This window comes from Cupriavidus gilardii, from assembly GCF_008801915.1.
GTDB lineage: Bacteria > Pseudomonadota > Gammaproteobacteria > Burkholderiales > Burkholderiaceae > Cupriavidus > Cupriavidus gilardii.
On the sequence record NZ_VZOV01000008.1, the window covers coordinates 44,181 to 59,463 of the forward strand.

General features: G+C 67.8%; 18 protein-coding genes and 1 pseudogene. 15 read left to right on the forward strand and 4 right to left on the reverse strand.

What is annotated here, in order from left to right; translation table 11 throughout:
- The 3 genes from F7Q96_RS12110 (at position 1) to F7Q96_RS12120 (ending at position 1,415) form a co-directional block, all read left to right on the forward strand.
- Positions 1 to 633, forward strand: coding sequence for a response regulator (locus F7Q96_RS12110; protein ID WP_006579377.1), 633 nt, complete (start codon positions 1 to 3; stop codon positions 631 to 633).
- Positions 634 to 730: 97 nt separating this feature from the next.
- On the forward strand, positions 731 to 1,138 hold the full coding sequence (locus F7Q96_RS12115) for a response regulator (protein WP_053820866.1): 408 nt from the start codon (positions 731 to 733) through the stop codon (positions 1,136 to 1,138).
- 133 nt (positions 1,139 to 1,271) lie between these two features.
- On the forward strand, positions 1,272 to 1,415 hold the full coding sequence (locus tag F7Q96_RS12120; RefSeq protein ID WP_053820867.1) for an entericidin A/B family lipoprotein: 144 nt from the start codon (positions 1,272 to 1,274) through the stop codon (positions 1,413 to 1,415).
- Positions 1,416 to 1,595: 180 nt separating this feature from the next.
- Here F7Q96_RS12120 and F7Q96_RS12125 read toward each other — a convergent pair.
- Positions 1,596 to 2,984 (reverse strand): annotated as a pseudogene (locus F7Q96_RS12125) (CHASE3 domain-containing protein); the annotation flags it as partial.
- A gap of 273 nt (positions 2,985 to 3,257) precedes the next feature.
- Between F7Q96_RS12125 and F7Q96_RS12130 the strand changes: the two are divergent.
- From F7Q96_RS12130 to F7Q96_RS12145, 4 genes are all read left to right on the forward strand, one after another.
- Positions 3,258 to 3,431 (forward strand): DUF1328 family protein, encoded by a 174-nt coding sequence (locus F7Q96_RS12130; protein ID WP_006579617.1) that lies wholly within the window; start codon positions 3,258 to 3,260, stop codon positions 3,429 to 3,431.
- An 80-nt stretch (positions 3,432 to 3,511) separates the two neighbouring features.
- A complete protein-coding gene (locus F7Q96_RS12135) occupies positions 3,512 to 3,679 on the forward strand; it encodes a DUF1328 domain-containing protein (protein ID WP_006579618.1) in 168 nt (55 codons plus the stop codon).
- Positions 3,680 to 3,822: 143 nt separating this feature from the next.
- Entirely contained in the window at positions 3,823 to 4,284 is a 462-nt protein-coding gene (locus tag F7Q96_RS12140; protein WP_053820868.1) for a glycine zipper domain-containing protein, read from the forward strand.
- 109 nt (positions 4,285 to 4,393) lie between these two features.
- Positions 4,394 to 4,987 carry a ferritin-like domain-containing protein gene (locus F7Q96_RS12145; RefSeq protein WP_053820869.1) on the forward strand — a complete coding sequence of 198 codons (594 nt, stop codon included), beginning with the start codon at positions 4,394 to 4,396 and terminating at the stop codon, positions 4,985 to 4,987.
- A gap of 225 nt (positions 4,988 to 5,212) precedes the next feature.
- On the opposite strand, the gene F7Q96_RS12150 is transcribed toward F7Q96_RS12145, so the two are convergent.
- Entirely contained in the window at positions 5,213 to 5,545 is a 333-nt protein-coding gene (locus F7Q96_RS12150; protein ID WP_053820870.1) for a DUF1840 domain-containing protein, read from the reverse strand.
- A gap of 226 nt (positions 5,546 to 5,771) precedes the next feature.
- Here F7Q96_RS12150 and argS point away from each other — a divergent pair, with 226 nt between their 5' ends.
- The 5 genes from argS to F7Q96_RS12175 all read left to right on the forward strand — a co-directional run bounded on the left by argS (position 5,772) and on the right by F7Q96_RS12175 (position 10,937).
- Entirely contained in the window at positions 5,772 to 7,559 is a 1,788-nt protein-coding gene (argS, locus tag F7Q96_RS12155; protein WP_151022710.1) for an arginine--tRNA ligase, read from the forward strand.
- Positions 7,560 to 7,675: 116 nt separating this feature from the next.
- The gene (locus F7Q96_RS12160) at positions 7,676 to 8,374 is read left to right on the forward strand and encodes an SPOR domain-containing protein (RefSeq protein ID WP_053820871.1); all 699 of its coding nucleotides are present in this window, start codon (positions 7,676 to 7,678) and stop codon (positions 8,372 to 8,374) included.
- Between the two features lie 85 nt (positions 8,375 to 8,459).
- Positions 8,460 to 9,095, forward strand: coding sequence for a thiol:disulfide interchange protein DsbA/DsbL (locus tag F7Q96_RS12165; protein ID WP_053820872.1), 636 nt, complete (start codon positions 8,460 to 8,462; stop codon positions 9,093 to 9,095).
- 88 nt (positions 9,096 to 9,183) lie between these two features.
- Positions 9,184 to 10,095 (forward strand): SDR family oxidoreductase, encoded by a 912-nt coding sequence (locus tag F7Q96_RS12170; protein WP_151022712.1) that lies wholly within the window; start codon positions 9,184 to 9,186, stop codon positions 10,093 to 10,095.
- Positions 10,095 to 10,937, forward strand: coding sequence for a helical backbone metal receptor (locus tag F7Q96_RS12175; RefSeq protein ID WP_151022715.1), 843 nt, complete (start codon positions 10,095 to 10,097; stop codon positions 10,935 to 10,937). Before F7Q96_RS12170 ends, F7Q96_RS12175 begins: the two co-directional genes overlap by 1 nt.
- A gap of 103 nt (positions 10,938 to 11,040) precedes the next feature.
- On the opposite strand, the gene F7Q96_RS12180 is transcribed toward F7Q96_RS12175, so the two are convergent.
- Both F7Q96_RS12180 and F7Q96_RS12185 read right to left on the reverse strand, forming a co-directional pair.
- Positions 11,041 to 11,412: an antibiotic biosynthesis monooxygenase family protein gene (locus tag F7Q96_RS12180; protein ID WP_151022717.1), complete on the reverse strand. Its 372-nt coding sequence runs from the start codon at positions 11,410 to 11,412 to the stop codon at positions 11,041 to 11,043.
- Positions 11,413 to 11,497: 85 nt separating this feature from the next.
- Positions 11,498 to 12,577: an MBL fold metallo-hydrolase gene (locus tag F7Q96_RS12185; RefSeq protein ID WP_151022719.1), complete on the reverse strand. Its 1,080-nt coding sequence runs from the start codon at positions 12,575 to 12,577 to the stop codon at positions 11,498 to 11,500.
- A 213-nt stretch (positions 12,578 to 12,790) separates the two neighbouring features.
- Between F7Q96_RS12185 and F7Q96_RS12190 the strand changes: the two genes are divergently transcribed.
- The 3 genes from F7Q96_RS12190 to F7Q96_RS12200 all read left to right on the forward strand — a co-directional run bounded on the left by F7Q96_RS12190 (position 12,791) and on the right by F7Q96_RS12200 (position 15,235).
- Positions 12,791 to 13,273 (forward strand): MerR family transcriptional regulator, encoded by a 483-nt coding sequence (locus tag F7Q96_RS12190; RefSeq protein ID WP_244959396.1) that lies wholly within the window; start codon positions 12,791 to 12,793, stop codon positions 13,271 to 13,273.
- Positions 13,274 to 13,514: 241 nt separating this feature from the next.
- The gene (locus F7Q96_RS12195; RefSeq protein WP_053820873.1) at positions 13,515 to 13,979 is read left to right on the forward strand and encodes a PaaI family thioesterase; all 465 of its coding nucleotides are present in this window, start codon (positions 13,515 to 13,517) and stop codon (positions 13,977 to 13,979) included.
- A 71-nt stretch (positions 13,980 to 14,050) separates the two neighbouring features.
- The gene (locus tag F7Q96_RS12200) at positions 14,051 to 15,235 is read left to right on the forward strand and encodes an isovaleryl-CoA dehydrogenase (protein ID WP_053820874.1); all 1,185 of its coding nucleotides are present in this window, start codon (positions 14,051 to 14,053) and stop codon (positions 15,233 to 15,235) included.
- Positions 15,236 to 15,283 lie beyond the last annotated feature (48 nt).

Here is a 15,283-nt window from a genome sequence, read left to right on the forward strand (position 1 = left end):
ATGATTCGCGTCCTGATCGCCGACGATCACCAGATCGTCCGTGCCGGTCTGCGCCAGTTCATTTCCGACGAACCGGATATTCGCGTCGAAGGCGAAGCGGCCAGCGGCGACGAAGTGATGGCGCGGCTGCGCGAAACCGAGTTCGACGTGGTGGTGCTCGACATCTCGATGCCGGACCGCAACGGCATCGACGTGCTCAAGCTGATCCGCCAGCGCCATCCCGACCTGCCGGTGCTGATCCTGTCCACCTATCCCGAGGACCAGTACGCGATCAATCTGATCCGCGCCGGCGCGTCCGGCTATCTGACCAAGGAAAGCGCGCCCGACGATCTGGTCAAGGCGATCCGCACCGTCGCCCAGGGGCGGCGCTATGTCAGCCCGACCGTGGCCGAGCTGCTGATCGGCGGGCTGGAGAAGCCGACCGACCAGCCGCTGCACCAGACCCTGTCGAAGCGCGAATTCCAGATCTTCTGCAAGCTCTCGCGCGGGCAGTCCGTTTCGGTGATCGCCGACGAGCTGTTCCTCAGCGTCAAGACGGTCAGCACCTACCGCTCGCGCATTCTGGAAAAGATGGGCATGAAGACCAATGCCGATCTGACCTATTACGCGATCAAGAACGGCCTGGTCGAATAGACGGCACGCCGTGCGTCCCGGCGTCAATGGGGCCGGCGGCGGTGCTGTAGGACGGACCCGGATACCTGGCCCCTGGCCCCATTGCTACCATCGAACCATGTTGGATCAAGCCGCGGCAACTCCCTACCGTACGCTGCGGGTCTTACTGATCGAGGACTCGGCGGTCCTGCGGAGCATGTTGCTGGAGTACTTGAACGCATTCTCCTTCGTCGAGACCGTCGATTGGGCGGATACCGAAAGCACCGCCATCCGCCTGTTCGAAAGCGGCAGGTATGAGGTCGTCATCGTCGACCTGCAATTGCGTCAGGGCAACGGCATCAACGTGCTGCGGGCGATCCAGAAGGCGCAGGCGCCGGGCATCCGGATCGTCTACACCAATCATGCGCAGGTGCCCACCTACCGGCGTCAGTGCGCCGAGGCGGGAGCCGACTATTTTTTCGACAAGTCGCTCGAGCTCGAACAGGTATTCCGCGTGATCGAGGAATACGCGCAGGCACCGACCTGAGTTCCGCCGAGCGGCTTGTGGCTGGCGGCCGGCGACGACGACTCGTGCCGAGCTCCATCGACCGATCCTTGAGCAGCAAATTTTTTCCGTCGCGGCAACGCGCCGCACCCTTCGCCAAGCAAAGGAGATCGTCATGAAAAAGCTGATCGCGCTGTTCGCTCTTGCCGGTGTCACGCTGATTACGGGTTGCAACACCATCGCCGGTGCCGGCAAGGACATCGAAAGGGGCGGCGAGAAGATGCAGGGCTCGGCGGAGGAAACGAAACGCAGGATGTAATGCGTCCCGGCACGGCCATCGAGAAGGAGCCTTTCCAGGCTCCTTTTTTCATGCCCCTTGGCCGTGCTGCGGCGCCCCGGCGGGGCCGGCGGGAGACGGGCCGGTGCCGGCATCCGCGGCCGGCCGCGGCGGCGGTTCCACCTGCGCCGGCGCGGCGGGCAGTTCGTGCGGCAGCGGCTCGTCGCCCTCGTCCAGCGACGGCGGCGGGGCGACCACCGCGTCGGTCAGCGGCACCTCGACGCGGATCGTGACCCCCGCCCCGGGCGTCGAATCGATCTGCAGCGTGCCGCCCAGCGCGATCACGCGCTGCTCCATGCCGAGCAGCCCATGGTGGCCCGAGGTGCGGCGCGTTTCGATATCGGCCGGCAGGCCGCGCCCGTTGTCGCTGACCTTCAGCAGCAGATGATCGTCGGTGCGCGTCAGCGCGACCGACACGCGGCTCGCCTCGGCGTACTTGGTCGCGTTGGTCAGCGACTCCTGCACGATGCGGTACAGCGCGATGGCGGCGGCATCGCGCAGCGGCGGCACCGACGGGTCGAGCTCGACCTCGGTCTGCCAGTGGTTGCGCGTGCCGACTTCCTCGACCAGCTGGGCAATGGCCTCCTTCAGGCCGAGGTTCAGCAGCACGGTGGGGCGCAGGTCCTCGATCAGCCGGCGCTTGATCTGGATGCCCTGGTCCACATGCAGCATCACGCGCGTGATCTTTTCCTGGATCTCGGGATAGTCGTTCTGCAGGCGCCGGCGGATCCAGTGCATGTCGAGCTTGGTCGCGGTCAGGATCGCGCCGAGTTCGTCGTGCAGCTCGCGCGCCAGCCGCGTCTTCTCGTCCTCGGTGACGCGCTGCAGGTGCGAGGCCAGCGCCGACAGCTGGCGCGTGCGCGCGCGCACCATGCGGTCCAGCCGCGCGCTTTCCTCCTCGAGCTCGCTGCGCGCGGCCTCGGACACTGCCAGCCGGCGCGAATGCTGGAAGCCGACGATGACCAGCAGCACGATGTTGATCGCGGTCAGCAGGCCGATGCCGTAGCGCGACAGGTTGATGTCGCGGTCGGCGTTCTCGAGATTGCGCGATACCGACGCGGCCGAGCGCGCGCGCAGCGTCTCCAGGCCGAGCCGCGCCTTCTCCATCGTCTGCTTGCCGAAATCGGTGCGGATCAGGTCCAGCGCCACTTCGACATCGCGCTTGCCGTAGATCAGCGTCAGTTCCATTTCCGTCAGCTTGCGGCTGATCAGCAGCGATGCCTCGCCGAACTGCTTCAACGCCTCCGGGTCGTCGGCGAAGCGGTTGCGGATGTCGTTCATCAGCGTGTTGATGCGCGGGATGGCGCGATGGTACGGCTCCAGATAGCTTTCCTTGCCGGTCAGCAGGTAGCCGCGCTGTCCCGCTTCGGCGTTGACCAGTTCGGCCAGCAGCGCGCTGATGTCGCTCTGCACGTTCTGCGAGCGGATGACTTGCGAATACCCCTGGCGCAGCCGGATATTGCCGGCCTCCGAGGCGATCAGCACGACCACCGTGAGCAGGATGCCACCCGCGAGCAGCACGGTGGACCGCAACGACGATAGCTTCAACATGATGGAAGTTCCTGGATTGCGCGCTCGCGGTCGCGCGCGGTGACTGCGCCGATGGAATCACAACGGTTGCGCCCGGTCAACCGATCCGCCGGCCCGCTCGCAGGCATCGGAAGGCGGTGCTCCGCACGAGACCTGGCGCCGCGCCGGACCTGTAGGAAACCGCTGACAGGGGAATCGGTGCAAGGTCGGTGCCTCGCCGAAGTGGCGATTCCTACCATGCTTGCATGGCCTGGCGCACCGAAGCACCCGAGCCGCGAGAACAGGAGAAACACCATGCTGAAATGGGCGCTGATCTTTGCCGTGATTTCCATCGTCGCGGGACTGCTCGGTTTCACCGGCATCGCGGCGGGCGCGGCGGGCATCGCCAAGGTGCTGTTCTTCCTGTTCCTGATTCTGTTCGTGCTGTTCCTGGTGCTTGGGGTAACGATCTTCAAGTCGGTCAAATGACGGCCTACCGACGATCCACCGCTCGCGCTGTTGCGCGCCGTTGTGCTGAGGCAGTTCGATCCATCTAGGGGAGTTTCACCATGCTTTACTACGCACTGGTCTTTTTCATCATCGCCCTGGTCGCCGCCGTGTTCGGCTTTGGCGGCATCGCTGCCGGCGCGGTCGAGATCGCGAAGATCCTGTTCTTCATCTTCCTGGTAGTGGCGCTGGTGACCTTCGTCATGAGCCTGGTCCGCAAAGGCCGATGAACGGTCGTCGAATGGGCCGATGAACGGGCCGGCGCTGGCCGGCTGATCGTCGGCCGGCCCTGCGCCAGGTCGCCTGCATTGCGTCGGCCAAGCGCGGCGCGTCGCGTCGCGCGTTGGCCGACGCGCGTCTTAAGGAGAGTCCCATGCTGACCCACAATCCGAAGGTGAAGAAGGAAGTCCGCCATCTTGCCGATTGCGCCAGCGATACGGTGCGCCAGCTGCGCCATGCCGCCCGCGATACCAGCGGTGCCGCGCGCGAGGCCGCCTCGCCGGTGGTGGACGAGGTGAGGGGACTGATCTCGGCGCTCGAACACACAATCGAGGTGCTGGCGCGCGAAGGTTCGTCCGAGGCCGCGCAGGCCAGCCGCCGGCTGCAGACGCGGGCGCGCATGCTGGCGGACCAGGCGCGCGAGGCCACGATGCAGAGCGCGGGACGTGCGCGCGAGCGTGTCGACCAGGCCGTCGTCGGCGTGCAGCATCGCGTCGCCGAGTCGCCGTTCCGCGCCATCGCGATCGCCGCGGCGGTCGGCGCAATCGCCGCGCTGCTGCTGGTGGGCGGCAGCAGCCGCCGGCGCAGCGAGGACGGCCAATACGACGGCAACTGAGGGCCAGGCCGGCGACGCAAGCCGAGCCACGGCAACCAGCGACGGTAACGGAGGCAACGCACCTCCGGCCGCGAACCCCACAAAGCAACCTGACAGGAGAACCGCATACATGGACACCCAGACCACGGGCGCCGCCTTTTCCCGCACCGATGCCTCCTCCGCCGGCAAGGGGCCGACCCAGGGCTTTCTGTCGGATGTCGCCACCATCCGCGCACGTGCCCGCAAACATATCGAGGACGGCGCGGTTACCGAAAACTACGACGCGGACCGCGCCACCGTGCTCAAGCTGCTGAACGAGGCGCTGGCCACCGAGCTGGTCTGCGTGCTGCGCTATCGGCGCCACCACTTCATGGCCAAGGGCATCCACGCCGAGCCGATCGCGGCCGAGTTCAAGGTCCATGCCGATGAAGAGCAGGCGCACGCCGACCGCATCGCCGCACGCATCGTGCAGCTGGGCGGGGAGCCGGATTTCTCGCCCGACGGTCTGTCGGCGCGCAGCCATTCGGAATATGTCGCGCCCAACGGGCTGACCGACATGATCCGCGAGAACCTGATCGCCGAGCGGATCGCGATCGAGAGCTATCGCGAGATGATCCAGTACATGGGCGAGCGGGACCCGACCACACGGCGCATCCTCGAAGAGATCCTGGCAGTCGAGGAGGAACACGCCGACGAACTGGCCGACATGCTGAGCAAGGAGTAGCGGACCCGGTCAGTGGCGGCGGCGCTTGCCGCCGCCGGGAACGCGGCGATCAGGAATGTCGCCGGCGCTGCCGATCGAGCCATCGGCTGCGCCGGACAAGGAATTGCGGTGCCTCCCCCGACGCCGCAATATCGCAGTACCCCCCTTCGGATCCCCCTGGTCCGGTGCCCGGTCCGCCCCCAGCGGCCGGGCTGTTTTTTTGGAGGGGGGAACGCCTGACTTGCGTCAGACGCCCCACAATACGTCGCAGCCCTCGCGCTGCGAGGCCCGCAGCATGTCGAGGAAGGGATAGGCGCGCTGCCCCAGGTGCAGCGGCTCCTCTTCGTCGTCGTAGTCGTCACCCTTGCCGCGCTGTTCCTCGGGCAGCTGGCTCTGCGCCGGGGACTGCCTTGCCTGCATCACCGCGGCCTCGAGCCGGTGGATCGCGCGCGGCAGCTCTTCCTTGGTGATCACCCCGCGTTCGCCGACGTGCTTGCCGATGATGCCGAGCAACGTGACGGCGAGATCGTTCATCATGATCAGGTCTTGCGCCGCGTGGGATTTGAAGGTGATCAGCATGGTGGTTCCTTGTCAGCCATGTTGGGATGGTAGCCGTCCTGCTCCGGCGTGCCGGGAGCCGGCCGACTGGCTCCTGCGGATGATGTCAGCATAGCACCTGATAAAATCCGCGTTCTGCAATCGATTGCCCGTGCCGCGCTGCGGCATCGCTACGCTGCCGGTGACGGCACCGCCACTATGGCCGAAGCCATCGCGGTCCTGGACGTGGCGCCGGGCCCAGACATTCATGCTGCCTGTTCAGACCTCCAAACTTGCCGCCGCGTTCACCGATGCGGTCCGCGCGCTGGCGCCGGCCGATGCCGTGCTGCCCGCTGTCGCCTTCGAACGGCCCAAGGTGGCCGCCCACGGCGATCTCGCCTGCAATCTGGCGATGCAGGTGGCCCGCACGCTCAAGCGCAATCCGCGCGAACTGGCGCAGCAGATCGTCGACGCGGTGAAGGCCGATGCGCGTACCGCCCCGCTGGTGGCCAGCCTGGAGATCGCCGGCCCCGGCTTCATCAACCTGCGGCTGACCCCGGCGGCCAAGGCCGAGACGCTGCGCGCGGTGCTGCAGCAGGGCGATGGCTATGGCGCCCAGCAGCAGGGCGCGCGCGGCCAGGTACTGGTCGAGTTCGTGTCGGCCAACCCGACCGGCCCGCTGCACGTCGGCCACGGCCGCCAGGCCGCGCTGGGCGACGCGCTGGCCAACCTGCTGTCGTGGCAGGGCTATGCCGTGCACCGCGAGTTCTACTACAACGACGCCGGCGTGCAGATCCAGAACCTGGCGATCTCGGTGCAGGCGCGCGCCCGCGGCCTGAAGCCCGGCGAGGCCGGCTGGCCCGAGGCCGCCTACAACGGCGACTACATCGCCGACATCGCCGCCGATTTCCTCGCCGGCAAGACCGTGCGCGCCTCCGACGGCGAGCCGGTGACCGCCTCCGGCGACGTCGAGGATCTGGACTCGATCCGCAAGTTCGCCGTCACCTACCTGCGCAACGAGCAGGACATCGACCTGCAGGCGTTCGGCGTCAAGTTCGACCGCTACTACCTGGAATCGTCGCTGTACACCGACGGCAAGGTCGAGGAGGCCGTGCGCACGCTGATCGCCAAGGGCAAGACCTACGAGAGCGAAGGCGCGCTGTGGCTGCGCACCACCGACGACGGCGACGACAAGGACCGGGTGATGCGCAAGGGCGATGGCAGCTACACCTACTTCGTGCCGGACGTCGCCTATCACACGACCAAGTGGGAGCGCGGCTTCCACAAGGTCATCAACGTGCAGGGCAGCGACCACCACGGCACCATCGCGCGCGTGCGGGCCGGCCTGCAAGGGCTGGAAATCGGCATCCCGGCCGGCTATCCCGACTACGTGCTGCACAAGATGGTCACCGTGATGAAGAACGGCGAGGAGGTCAAGATCTCCAAGCGCGCCGGTTCGTATGTCACGGTGCGCGACCTGATCGAATGGAGCAATGGCGGCGACGAGACCATCCGCGGCTGCCTGGAGGCGGGCGTGGCCGACTGGCCGGCCCATTTCACGCGCGGCCGCGACGCCGTCCGCTTCTTCCTGCTGTCGCGCAAGGCCGATACCGAGTTCGTCTTCGACGTCGACCTGGCGCTCAAGCAGAACGACGAGAACCCGGTGTACTACGTCCAGTACGCGCACGCCCGCATCTGCTCGATCTTCGAGTCGTGGGGCGGCGAGGGCTGGCAGCAGCGCCTGGCCGAGCTGGCCGGCGCCGACTTGGAGCCGGTGACCGGCGCCGCGGCGAGCCCGCAGGCGCTGGCGCTGGGGCAGCGCCTGGCCGAATTCCCCGAGATGCTGGCCCAGGCCGCCAACGAGCTGGCGCCGCATGCGGTGGCCTTCTATCTGCGCGACCTGGCCGGCGATTTCCACGCCTTCTACAACGCCGACCGCGTGCTGGTCGACGACGAGCCGGTCAAGCTGGCGCGGCTCGCGCTGCTGGCGGCGACCCGCCAGGTGCTGCGCAACGGCCTCGCGGTGATCGGCGTGTCCGCGCCGCAGCGCATGTGAGGCGGCAGCGCGGCCCTGTCGACGGCCTGCCGTCCGCGGTCCGCGGTGACCGCGCCGCCCGGCCGCCCGGCCGGGCACTGGCTCTATAATCTTCCGGCAATATCCAAGAGGACTCCATGCAACAGCAACGCAAGCGTGCCCCGCGCAAGGCCAGCCGCGCCCAGCAGCGCGGGGGTACGTTTCTCGGCCTGGTGCTCGGCCTGATCATCGGCCTGGCGATCGCGGTGGTGGTGGCGCTGTATATCACCAAGGCGCCGACGCCGTTCCAGCGCAAGGGCACGCCCAAGCCGGCCGAGTCCGGCAACGTGGTCGGTACGCTGCCGTCGCCGGTGCAGGAGCCGCCATCGGACCCGAACAAGCCGCTGTGGAGCAAGACCCCGCCCAAGCCGGTCGGCCCGCCCGCGGAGCCGGCGCATCGCGAGCCGACCGCTCCGGCCGCGCCCGCCACCAAGCCGACCCCGGCCCCGGAGGAAGCGGTCAAGCCCGCGCCGAAGACCGCGGAGAAGCCGGCCGAAAAGCCCGCCGAGCGTCCGGTGGCCGACCCGATCGCCGAGATTGCCCAGGCCGACGCCAACAAGGTCGGCTATCTGCTGCAGGTTGGCGCCTTCCGCTCGCAGGACGACGCCAACCGGCAGAAGGCCAACCTGGCGATGCAGGGTTTCGAGGCCAAGGTGACCGACCGCGAGGTCAATGGCGTCAAGCTGTACCGCGTACGGCTCGGCCCATACAACAAGATCGAAGACATGAACCGCGCGCGCGACCGCCTGCAATCGGCGGGTTTCGAGGCGTCGGTGATCCGCTTCACCAAGCAGTAAGCCAGGAGGCGGCGGCGCCGGGGCGGGCTGAACCCGCGCGGCGCATCGCTGTCATACGCACACCGTTTCACTTTTCTCTCGCGCCATGAAGAAAATCGCCGCCTTGTTCGCCACGCTCGCCGCCGCCGCGGGACTGATGATGGCATCGCCCGCCCAGGCCGCGCCGGCCGAAGGCAAGGAATACCAGGTCCTGAAGGCGGCCCAGCCCGTCACCGCGGGCAAGATCGAAGTCACTGAATTCTTCTGGTACGGCTGCCCGCACTGCTACGACTTCGAGCCCGAGATCGAAGGCTGGGTCAAGAAGCAGGGCAAGGACGTGGTCTTCAAGCGCGTGCCGGTGGCCTTCCGCGACGACCTGCTGCCGCATACCCGCATCTATTACGCGCTCGAATCGATGGGCAAGCTCGAGGCCATGCACGGCAAGGTCTTCAGCGCGATCCACGCCGAGCGCAAGCGCCTGCTGGACCCGAACGAGATCGCCGATCTGATGGCCAAGAACGGCATCGACCGCAAGGCCTTCCTGGAGGCCTACAACTCGTTCTCGGTGTCGACCAACACCACGCGCGCCAACAAGATCGCCGACGCCTACAAGATCGACGGCGTGCCGACCATCGTGATCCAGGGCAAGTACGTGACCTCGCCGTCCATCGCGGGCAGCAAGGGCGCCGCGCTGCAGACGATGGACTACCTGGTCACGCAGGTCCGCGACAAGAAGCTGTGATGGCCTTGCGCGCCGCCGTTGCCGCCCAGGCACGGCTGCCCAGCGGCTGAGCGCGCTTCCGCTTCGACTTTCACCTCCCCGCCGCCCGATGCGACCCGTCAAAGTCTTTCTCACCGGCGCATCGAGCGGAATCGGCCAGGCCCTGGCGCGTGAATACGCCCGGCAGGGCGCGATTCTCGGCCTGGTCGGCCGCCGCGACGATGCGCTGCGCGCGTTCGTCGCCACCCTGCCCAATCCCAATGCCGCCCGCGTCTATGCGGCGGACGTGCGCGATGCCGATGCGATGCTCGGCGCCGCGCAGGACTTCCTCGACCATTTCGGCTGTCCCGATGTCGTGATCGCCAATGCCGGCGTGTCGGTCGGCACGGTGGCCAGCGAACGCGAGGACCTCGAAGCCTTCCGCGCGGTGATGGACACCAACTGGTTTGGCGTGCTGACCACCTTCCAGCCGTTCCTGGCGCCGATGCAGGCGAGAGAGGTGGGGCCGCGCGAGTGGCGCGGCACGCTGGTCGGCATTGCCAGCGTGGCTGGCGTGCGCGGCCTGCCGGGCGCGGGCGCGTACAGTGCCTCGAAGTCGGCGGTGATCAAGCTGCTCGAGAGCCTGCGGCTGGAGCAGCGGCCGCACCGGATCCGCGTGGTCACCATCGCGCCGGGCTATATCCGCACGCCGATGACCGCGCGCAATCCGTATCCGATGCCCTTCCTGATGGATGCCGACGCCTTCGCGCGCAAGGCCGTGCGGGCGATCGCCGCGGGCCGGCGCTTTGCCGTGGTGCCGTGGCAGATGGGAGTGGTCGCCTCGGTGCTGCACGTGCTGCCGCGCTGGCTCTACGACGCGCTGTTCACGCGCGCGCCGCGCAAGCCGCGCCAGCCGGATCATCGCGACACGCAGGATCCGCAGGGCCAGCACAACCAGCAGGGCCAGCAGGGCCAGCACAACCAGCAGGGCCAGCGGCAGCGCCCCGCGGATCCGGCCGGCGACGGCAGCGGGAGCGTGTGATGTGGCAAGACGCGCTGGGCCAGCCGCACCCGCGCGCCGCGCCTGATGCGCGCATCGCCTCGCTGGTGCCATCGGTCACCGAACTGCTGTTTGCGCTGGGACTCGGCGACCGGATGGTGGCGCGCACCGGCTTCTGCATCCATCCCGAACCGCAGGTGCGCGCCGTTGCCAAGGTCGGCGGCACCAAGGACGTCCGGCTGGACAGGCTGCGCGCGCTGGCCCCGACCCACGTGGTCGTCAATATCGACGAAAACCGGCGCGAGACCGTCGACGAGATCCGCGGCTTCGTGCCGAACGTGATCGTCACCCATCCGTGCGCGCCGTGCGACAACCTCGAGCTGTACCGGCTGCTGGGCGGCATCTTCGATCGCGAAGCACAGGCGCAGGCGCTATGCGCACGGCTGGAGCAGGGGCTGGCGCGGCTCGAGGCGCGGACCTGGCCGACTCGCAGCGTGCTGTACGCGATCTGGCAAGACCCATGGATGACGGTGTCGCGCGACACCTATATCAGCCGCATGCTGGCGCTGATCGGCTGGCGGACCTGGCCCGATGTCCAGGATGCCGGCGCCGCGCTGCAGGCCTGCGTCGGCGGCGATTGCGCGCGGCCCAATGCGCCGGGGCAACGCTATCCGAGCTTTCGCTGGAGCGAGGCGCTGGTGCGCGAGCTCGACCTGGTGCTGCTGTCGACCGAGCCCTATCGCTTCACCGAGGACCACGCCGATGCGCTGGAGCGCCAGCTCGGCCTGCCGGTGCTGCTGGTCGATGGGGAGATGGTGTCGTGGTACGGCAGCCGTGCGATCGACGGGCTGGCGTACCTGGAGACGCTGGCGCGCCAGGCTTGAGGTTCCCGCCAGGATCCGCGGTGCCCGTGCATGCGGGGACGCAAGGGCTTGCCTTCGGTACAGCGAACGACGCCGCGTCCCGGCGCGGCGACGACAGCGAAGATCAGCGCTCGAAGCCGTAGGCCCGCTCGACCTTGCAGACGCGCAGCTGGAAGCCCTGATACCAGCGCTCGCGTCCCAGGCGCTGCGCGACCCGGTGTTCGGCATGCGCCTGCCAGGCGGCGATGTCCTCGAGCGAGCGCCAGTACGACACCGTGATGCCGGGCGACCCCGGCGTGCTGCCGTCGCGCACCGATTCGACGCCGAGAAAGCCGGGCATCGTCGCGGCCAGCTCCACCATCCGCTGTGCCATCGCGCCGTAGTCGGCCTCGTGGTTGGCCCCGCCCACGTCCGCGCCAGTGCGCGTGGACGTGAAGATCACCGCGTAGTAGGGCGGCGGCGGGGTCTGGGCAAAGGCGCTGTCGATGGCGGACATGGGATCGGAATCCAGGCGTCGGTCAAGGTGGGCGATTCAGACGGGCAATCCAGGCGGCACCGCCGGCGGCAACTCCGGCGGCAATTCAGGCGTTGGCCCGGAACCGGATGATGCCATCGTCGTCGATGGCGCGCCGCAGCTCGCCGGCATGCCACAGCACGTGCAGGTGGGCCAGCGCCTCGCCCATCGCGAAGGTCATCTGGTGGATGTCGAACTGGCGGCGGAAGATCACGTTGACGATATCGCGCGCGCTGCACGGCTTCTCGGCACAGGCGGCGCGGGTCTCGGCCAGGCGCTCGACATGGTGCTCGCGCAGCTGCCCGATGCGCGTCTGCAGGTTGCGGAACGGCCGGCCGTGGGAGGGCAGCACCAGCGTGTCCTCGGGCAGGTCCTGGTAACGGTCGAGCGAGCGCAGATAGAGCGCCAGCGGATTGGCTTCGGGCTCCATGTCGAACACGCTGACGTTGGTCGAGATCCGCGGCAGCACCATGTCGCCGGAGATCAGCACCTTCAGCTCGGCGTTGTACAGCGCGACGTGTTCCGGCGCGTGGCCGTAGCCGGTGATCACGCGCCAGCTGGCGGCGGCCGGATCGGCGCCCATCGTCACCGTATCGCCGTCCATCAGCCGCCGGTATTGCGTCGGCAGATCGGGCACCAGCGTCGCGTAGTAGCTCTTGCGCGCGCGCAGCTTTTCCAGGCTGTCGGGGTCGGCCAGGCCGTGCCGCGCGAAGTGGCTGGCCGCAAAGTCGCCGCCGGCGTTCGAGCCGACGCCGTTGCCGCCGCTCATCACGCGCGCGCTCATATAGTCGCCCAGGCTCATCCACAGCCGCGTGTCCCAGCGCTGGCACAGCCAGTGCGCCAGGCCCACGTGGTCCGGATGGCAATGCGTGACCAGCACGCGCAGCACCGGCAGGCCTTCGAGTTCGTTGGCGAACACCGTTTCCCAGTGCGCCTTGATGGTGTCGTTGGTGATGCCGCAATCGATCACGGTCCAGCCGTCGCGCCCGTCCACACGGTCGCGCACCAGCCATAGATTGATATGGTCGAGCGCGAACGGCAGCGGCATGCGCAGCCAGTAGACGCCGGGGGCGACCTGCTGGCGCGCGCCGGGCTCCGGCATGGTCTCGCCGAACGGATATTGGAGTTGGTGTTCGAGTGCGTTCATCGGGGAGTCTCTCGGTTGCGAAGCCCTGCGTTGGGCTTTCTCGTCGTTGGATCCGGATTCCGGACGCCGGGCATGCAATGCGCGGGACGGCATCGGGGCGGTTGCCAGGCGCGCTGCTTGACGCTAACGTAAACGTCAATTCGGACGGCCTGTTGCCATCTTAAGCGAAAACGCGCACGCGTATCGAACGTTCGTTCTCTTTTACAGGCGCCCATGCCCAGCTCCGCCAGCCAGCCCCCAACACCTCCCGCTCAGCCCGCCGACCAGCCCGCCAACCTGTCGGCCGGTACCACCTACACCATCACCGAACTGGCGCGCGAGTTCGACATCACGCCGCGCGCGATCCGCTTCTACGAGGATCAGGGGCTGTTGTCGCCCGACCGGGTCGGCGCCGGGGGGAGGCAGCGGCTCTACAGCGGCCGCGAGCGAACGCGCCTGAAGCTGACGCTGCGCGGCAAGCGGCTCGGCCTGACGCTGAACGAAATCCGGGAGATCCTCGACCTGTACGAGTCGCCGCGCGATACGGTGCCCCAGCTCGAGCGCTTCCTGGCCTCGCTGGCGCAGCACCGCCAGGCGCTGGAGCGGCAAATGGAGGACCTGCAGGCGCAGCTGGCCGAAATCGACCAGCACGAGCGCCAGTGCCGCGCCTTGCTGGCGGCGGCGCAGCCCGAGCGGCAGCGCACGGCCGGCGCCTGAATGGGGGCGCCTGAATGGGGGCTGAGGTCACAGGTGCCTGAATGTGGCCGGTGCCACCATCGCGCTCCCACCTAGCGACAAATTTGATTGACGTTTACGTAAACGTAAATAAAATAAGCCGACAGCCCACCGCAGCGAGCGGTGCCGGCGCCGACAGGAAGTTGCCATGCCGAATTCCACCACGGATGTTGTGACAGACGCCGCTGCAGAGGCTGCGGAGGCTGCGGAGGCCCCCCACGTTATGCCCGATGTGTCGGTACGCACCGACGGGGACCTGCCGACAGGCCGTGCCGACGCGATCGCCGCCAGCTTCGCCCGCCAGGGCCTGATGCAGACCTTCGGCGCCTCGCTGGTCCGCGTCGAGCGCGGCGAGGTCGAGTTGGCGATGCCGTGGTCCGAGGGCGTCACCCAGCAGCATGGCTTCTTTCACGGCGGCGTGGTCGGCGCGCTGGCCGACAGCGCCTGCGGCTATGCCGCGCTGTCGATGGTCGGCGAAGGCGAGGCGGGGCTGACCGCCGAGTACAAGATCAATCTGCTGTCGCCCGCCAGGGGCGAGCGGCTGATTGCCGTGGGCCGCGTGCTCAAGCCGGGCCGCACGCTGATCGTCGCCCAGGGCGACGTATTCACCGAGACCGCCGGCACCCGCAAGGCGGTGGCGACGATGCTGATGACGCTGTGCGTGGTGCGCACGCTGGACCACGTCTGAGCGCCCGCGTCGGCCAACCATCGACCCATTCCGTATCGAGTCCAGATTCCAACAGGAAATAGGAGACAACCATGACCGCGACCCTGCCAGGCCTGAAATTCGACCTGGGTGAAGACATCGAGATGCTGCGCGAGTCCGTGCAGTCCTGGGCCCAGGCCGAGCTGGCGCCGCGCGCCGCCGAGATCGACCGCACCGACCAGTTCCCGATGGACTGCTGGAAAAAGATGGGCGACCTCGGCGTGCTGGGCATCACCGTCGCCGAGGAGTATGGCGGCGCCAATATGGGCTATCTGGCGCACATGATCGCGATGGAGGAGATCAGCCGCGCCTCCGCCTCGGTCGGCCTGTCGTATGGCGCGCACTCGAACCTGTGCGTCAACCAGATCCACCGCAACGGTACGCCGGCGCAGAAGGCGAAGTACCTGCCCAAGCTGGTGTCCGGCGACTGGATCGGCGCGCTGGCGATGAGCGAACCCAATGCCGGCTCGGACGTCGTCAGCATGAAGCTGCGCGCCGACCGCAAAGGCGATCGCTATGTGCTGAACGGCACCAAGATGTGGATCACCAACGGTCCGGACTGCGACGTGCTGGTGGTCTACGCCAAGACCGAACCGGAGCTCGGCGCGCGCGGCATGACCGCCTTCATCGTCGAGAAGGGCATGAAGGGCTTCTCGGTGGCGCAGAAGCTGGACAAGCTCGGCATGCGCGGCTCGCATACCGGCGAGCTGGTGTTCCAGGACGTCGAGGTGCCGGCCGAGAACATCCTCGGCGCCGAGAACGGCGGCGCCAGGGTGCTGATGAGCGGCCTGGACTACGAGCGCGCGGTGCTGTCGGGCGGCCCGGTCGGCATCATGCAGGCCTGCATGGACGTGGTCACGCCATACATCCACGACCGCAAGCAGTTCGGCCAGAGCATCGGCGAATTCCAGCTGATCCAGGGCAAGATCGCCGACATGTACACCACGCTGCAGGCGGCGCGCAGCTATCTGTATACCGTCGGCAAGAACCTGGACGCGCTCGGCAGCGAGCACGTGCGCCAGGTGCGCAAGGACTGCGCCGCCGTGATCCTCTACACGGCCGAGAAGGCGACCTGGATGGCCGGCGAATCGGTGCAGATCCTGGGTGGCAACGGCTATATCAACGAATATCCGGTGGGCCGCCTGTGGCGCGACGCCAAGCTGTACGAGATCGGCGCCGGCACCTCGGAGATCCGCCGCATGCTGATCGGCCGGGAGCTGTTCGCGGAAACGATGTAATGACGAGGCGATGACGAGGTAAAGACAGCAAAGCGGGGTGTACGGTGC

Excerpts from the sequence above, each read along its gene's own strand:
- F7Q96_RS12110 (WP_006579377.1), top strand. The coding sequence starts at position 1 with ATGATTCGCGTCCTGATCGCCGACGATCACCAGATCGTCCGTGCCGGT.
- F7Q96_RS12115 (WP_053820866.1), top strand. The coding sequence starts at position 731 with ATGTTGGATCAAGCCGCGGCAACTCCCTACCGTACGCTGCGGGTCTTA.
- F7Q96_RS12120 (WP_053820867.1), top strand. The coding sequence starts at position 1,272 with ATGAAAAAGCTGATCGCGCTGTTCGCTCTTGCCGGTGTCACGCTGATT.
- F7Q96_RS12130 (WP_006579617.1), top strand. The coding sequence starts at position 3,258 with ATGCTGAAATGGGCGCTGATCTTTGCCGTGATTTCCATCGTCGCGGGA.
- F7Q96_RS12135 (WP_006579618.1), top strand. The coding sequence starts at position 3,512 with ATGCTTTACTACGCACTGGTCTTTTTCATCATCGCCCTGGTCGCCGCC.
- F7Q96_RS12140 (WP_053820868.1), top strand. The coding sequence starts at position 3,823 with ATGCTGACCCACAATCCGAAGGTGAAGAAGGAAGTCCGCCATCTTGCC.
- F7Q96_RS12145 (WP_053820869.1), top strand. The coding sequence starts at position 4,394 with ATGGACACCCAGACCACGGGCGCCGCCTTTTCCCGCACCGATGCCTCC.
- F7Q96_RS12150 (WP_053820870.1), bottom strand. The coding sequence starts at position 5,545 with ATGCTGATCACCTTCAAATCCCACGCGGCGCAAGACCTGATCATGATG.
- argS (WP_151022710.1), top strand. The coding sequence starts at position 5,772 with ATGCTGCCTGTTCAGACCTCCAAACTTGCCGCCGCGTTCACCGATGCG.
- F7Q96_RS12160 (WP_053820871.1), top strand. The coding sequence starts at position 7,676 with ATGCAACAGCAACGCAAGCGTGCCCCGCGCAAGGCCAGCCGCGCCCAG.
- F7Q96_RS12165 (WP_053820872.1), top strand. The coding sequence starts at position 8,460 with ATGAAGAAAATCGCCGCCTTGTTCGCCACGCTCGCCGCCGCCGCGGGA.
- F7Q96_RS12170 (WP_151022712.1), top strand. The coding sequence starts at position 9,184 with ATGCGACCCGTCAAAGTCTTTCTCACCGGCGCATCGAGCGGAATCGGC.
- F7Q96_RS12175 (WP_151022715.1), top strand. The coding sequence starts at position 10,095 with ATGTGGCAAGACGCGCTGGGCCAGCCGCACCCGCGCGCCGCGCCTGAT.
- F7Q96_RS12180 (WP_151022717.1), bottom strand. The coding sequence starts at position 11,412 with ATGTCCGCCATCGACAGCGCCTTTGCCCAGACCCCGCCGCCGCCCTAC.
- F7Q96_RS12185 (WP_151022719.1), bottom strand. The coding sequence starts at position 12,577 with ATGAACGCACTCGAACACCAACTCCAATATCCGTTCGGCGAGACCATG.
- F7Q96_RS12190 (WP_244959396.1), top strand. The coding sequence starts at position 12,791 with ATGCCCAGCTCCGCCAGCCAGCCCCCAACACCTCCCGCTCAGCCCGCC.
- F7Q96_RS12195 (WP_053820873.1), top strand. The coding sequence starts at position 13,515 with ATGCCCGATGTGTCGGTACGCACCGACGGGGACCTGCCGACAGGCCGT.
- F7Q96_RS12200 (WP_053820874.1), top strand. The coding sequence starts at position 14,051 with ATGACCGCGACCCTGCCAGGCCTGAAATTCGACCTGGGTGAAGACATC.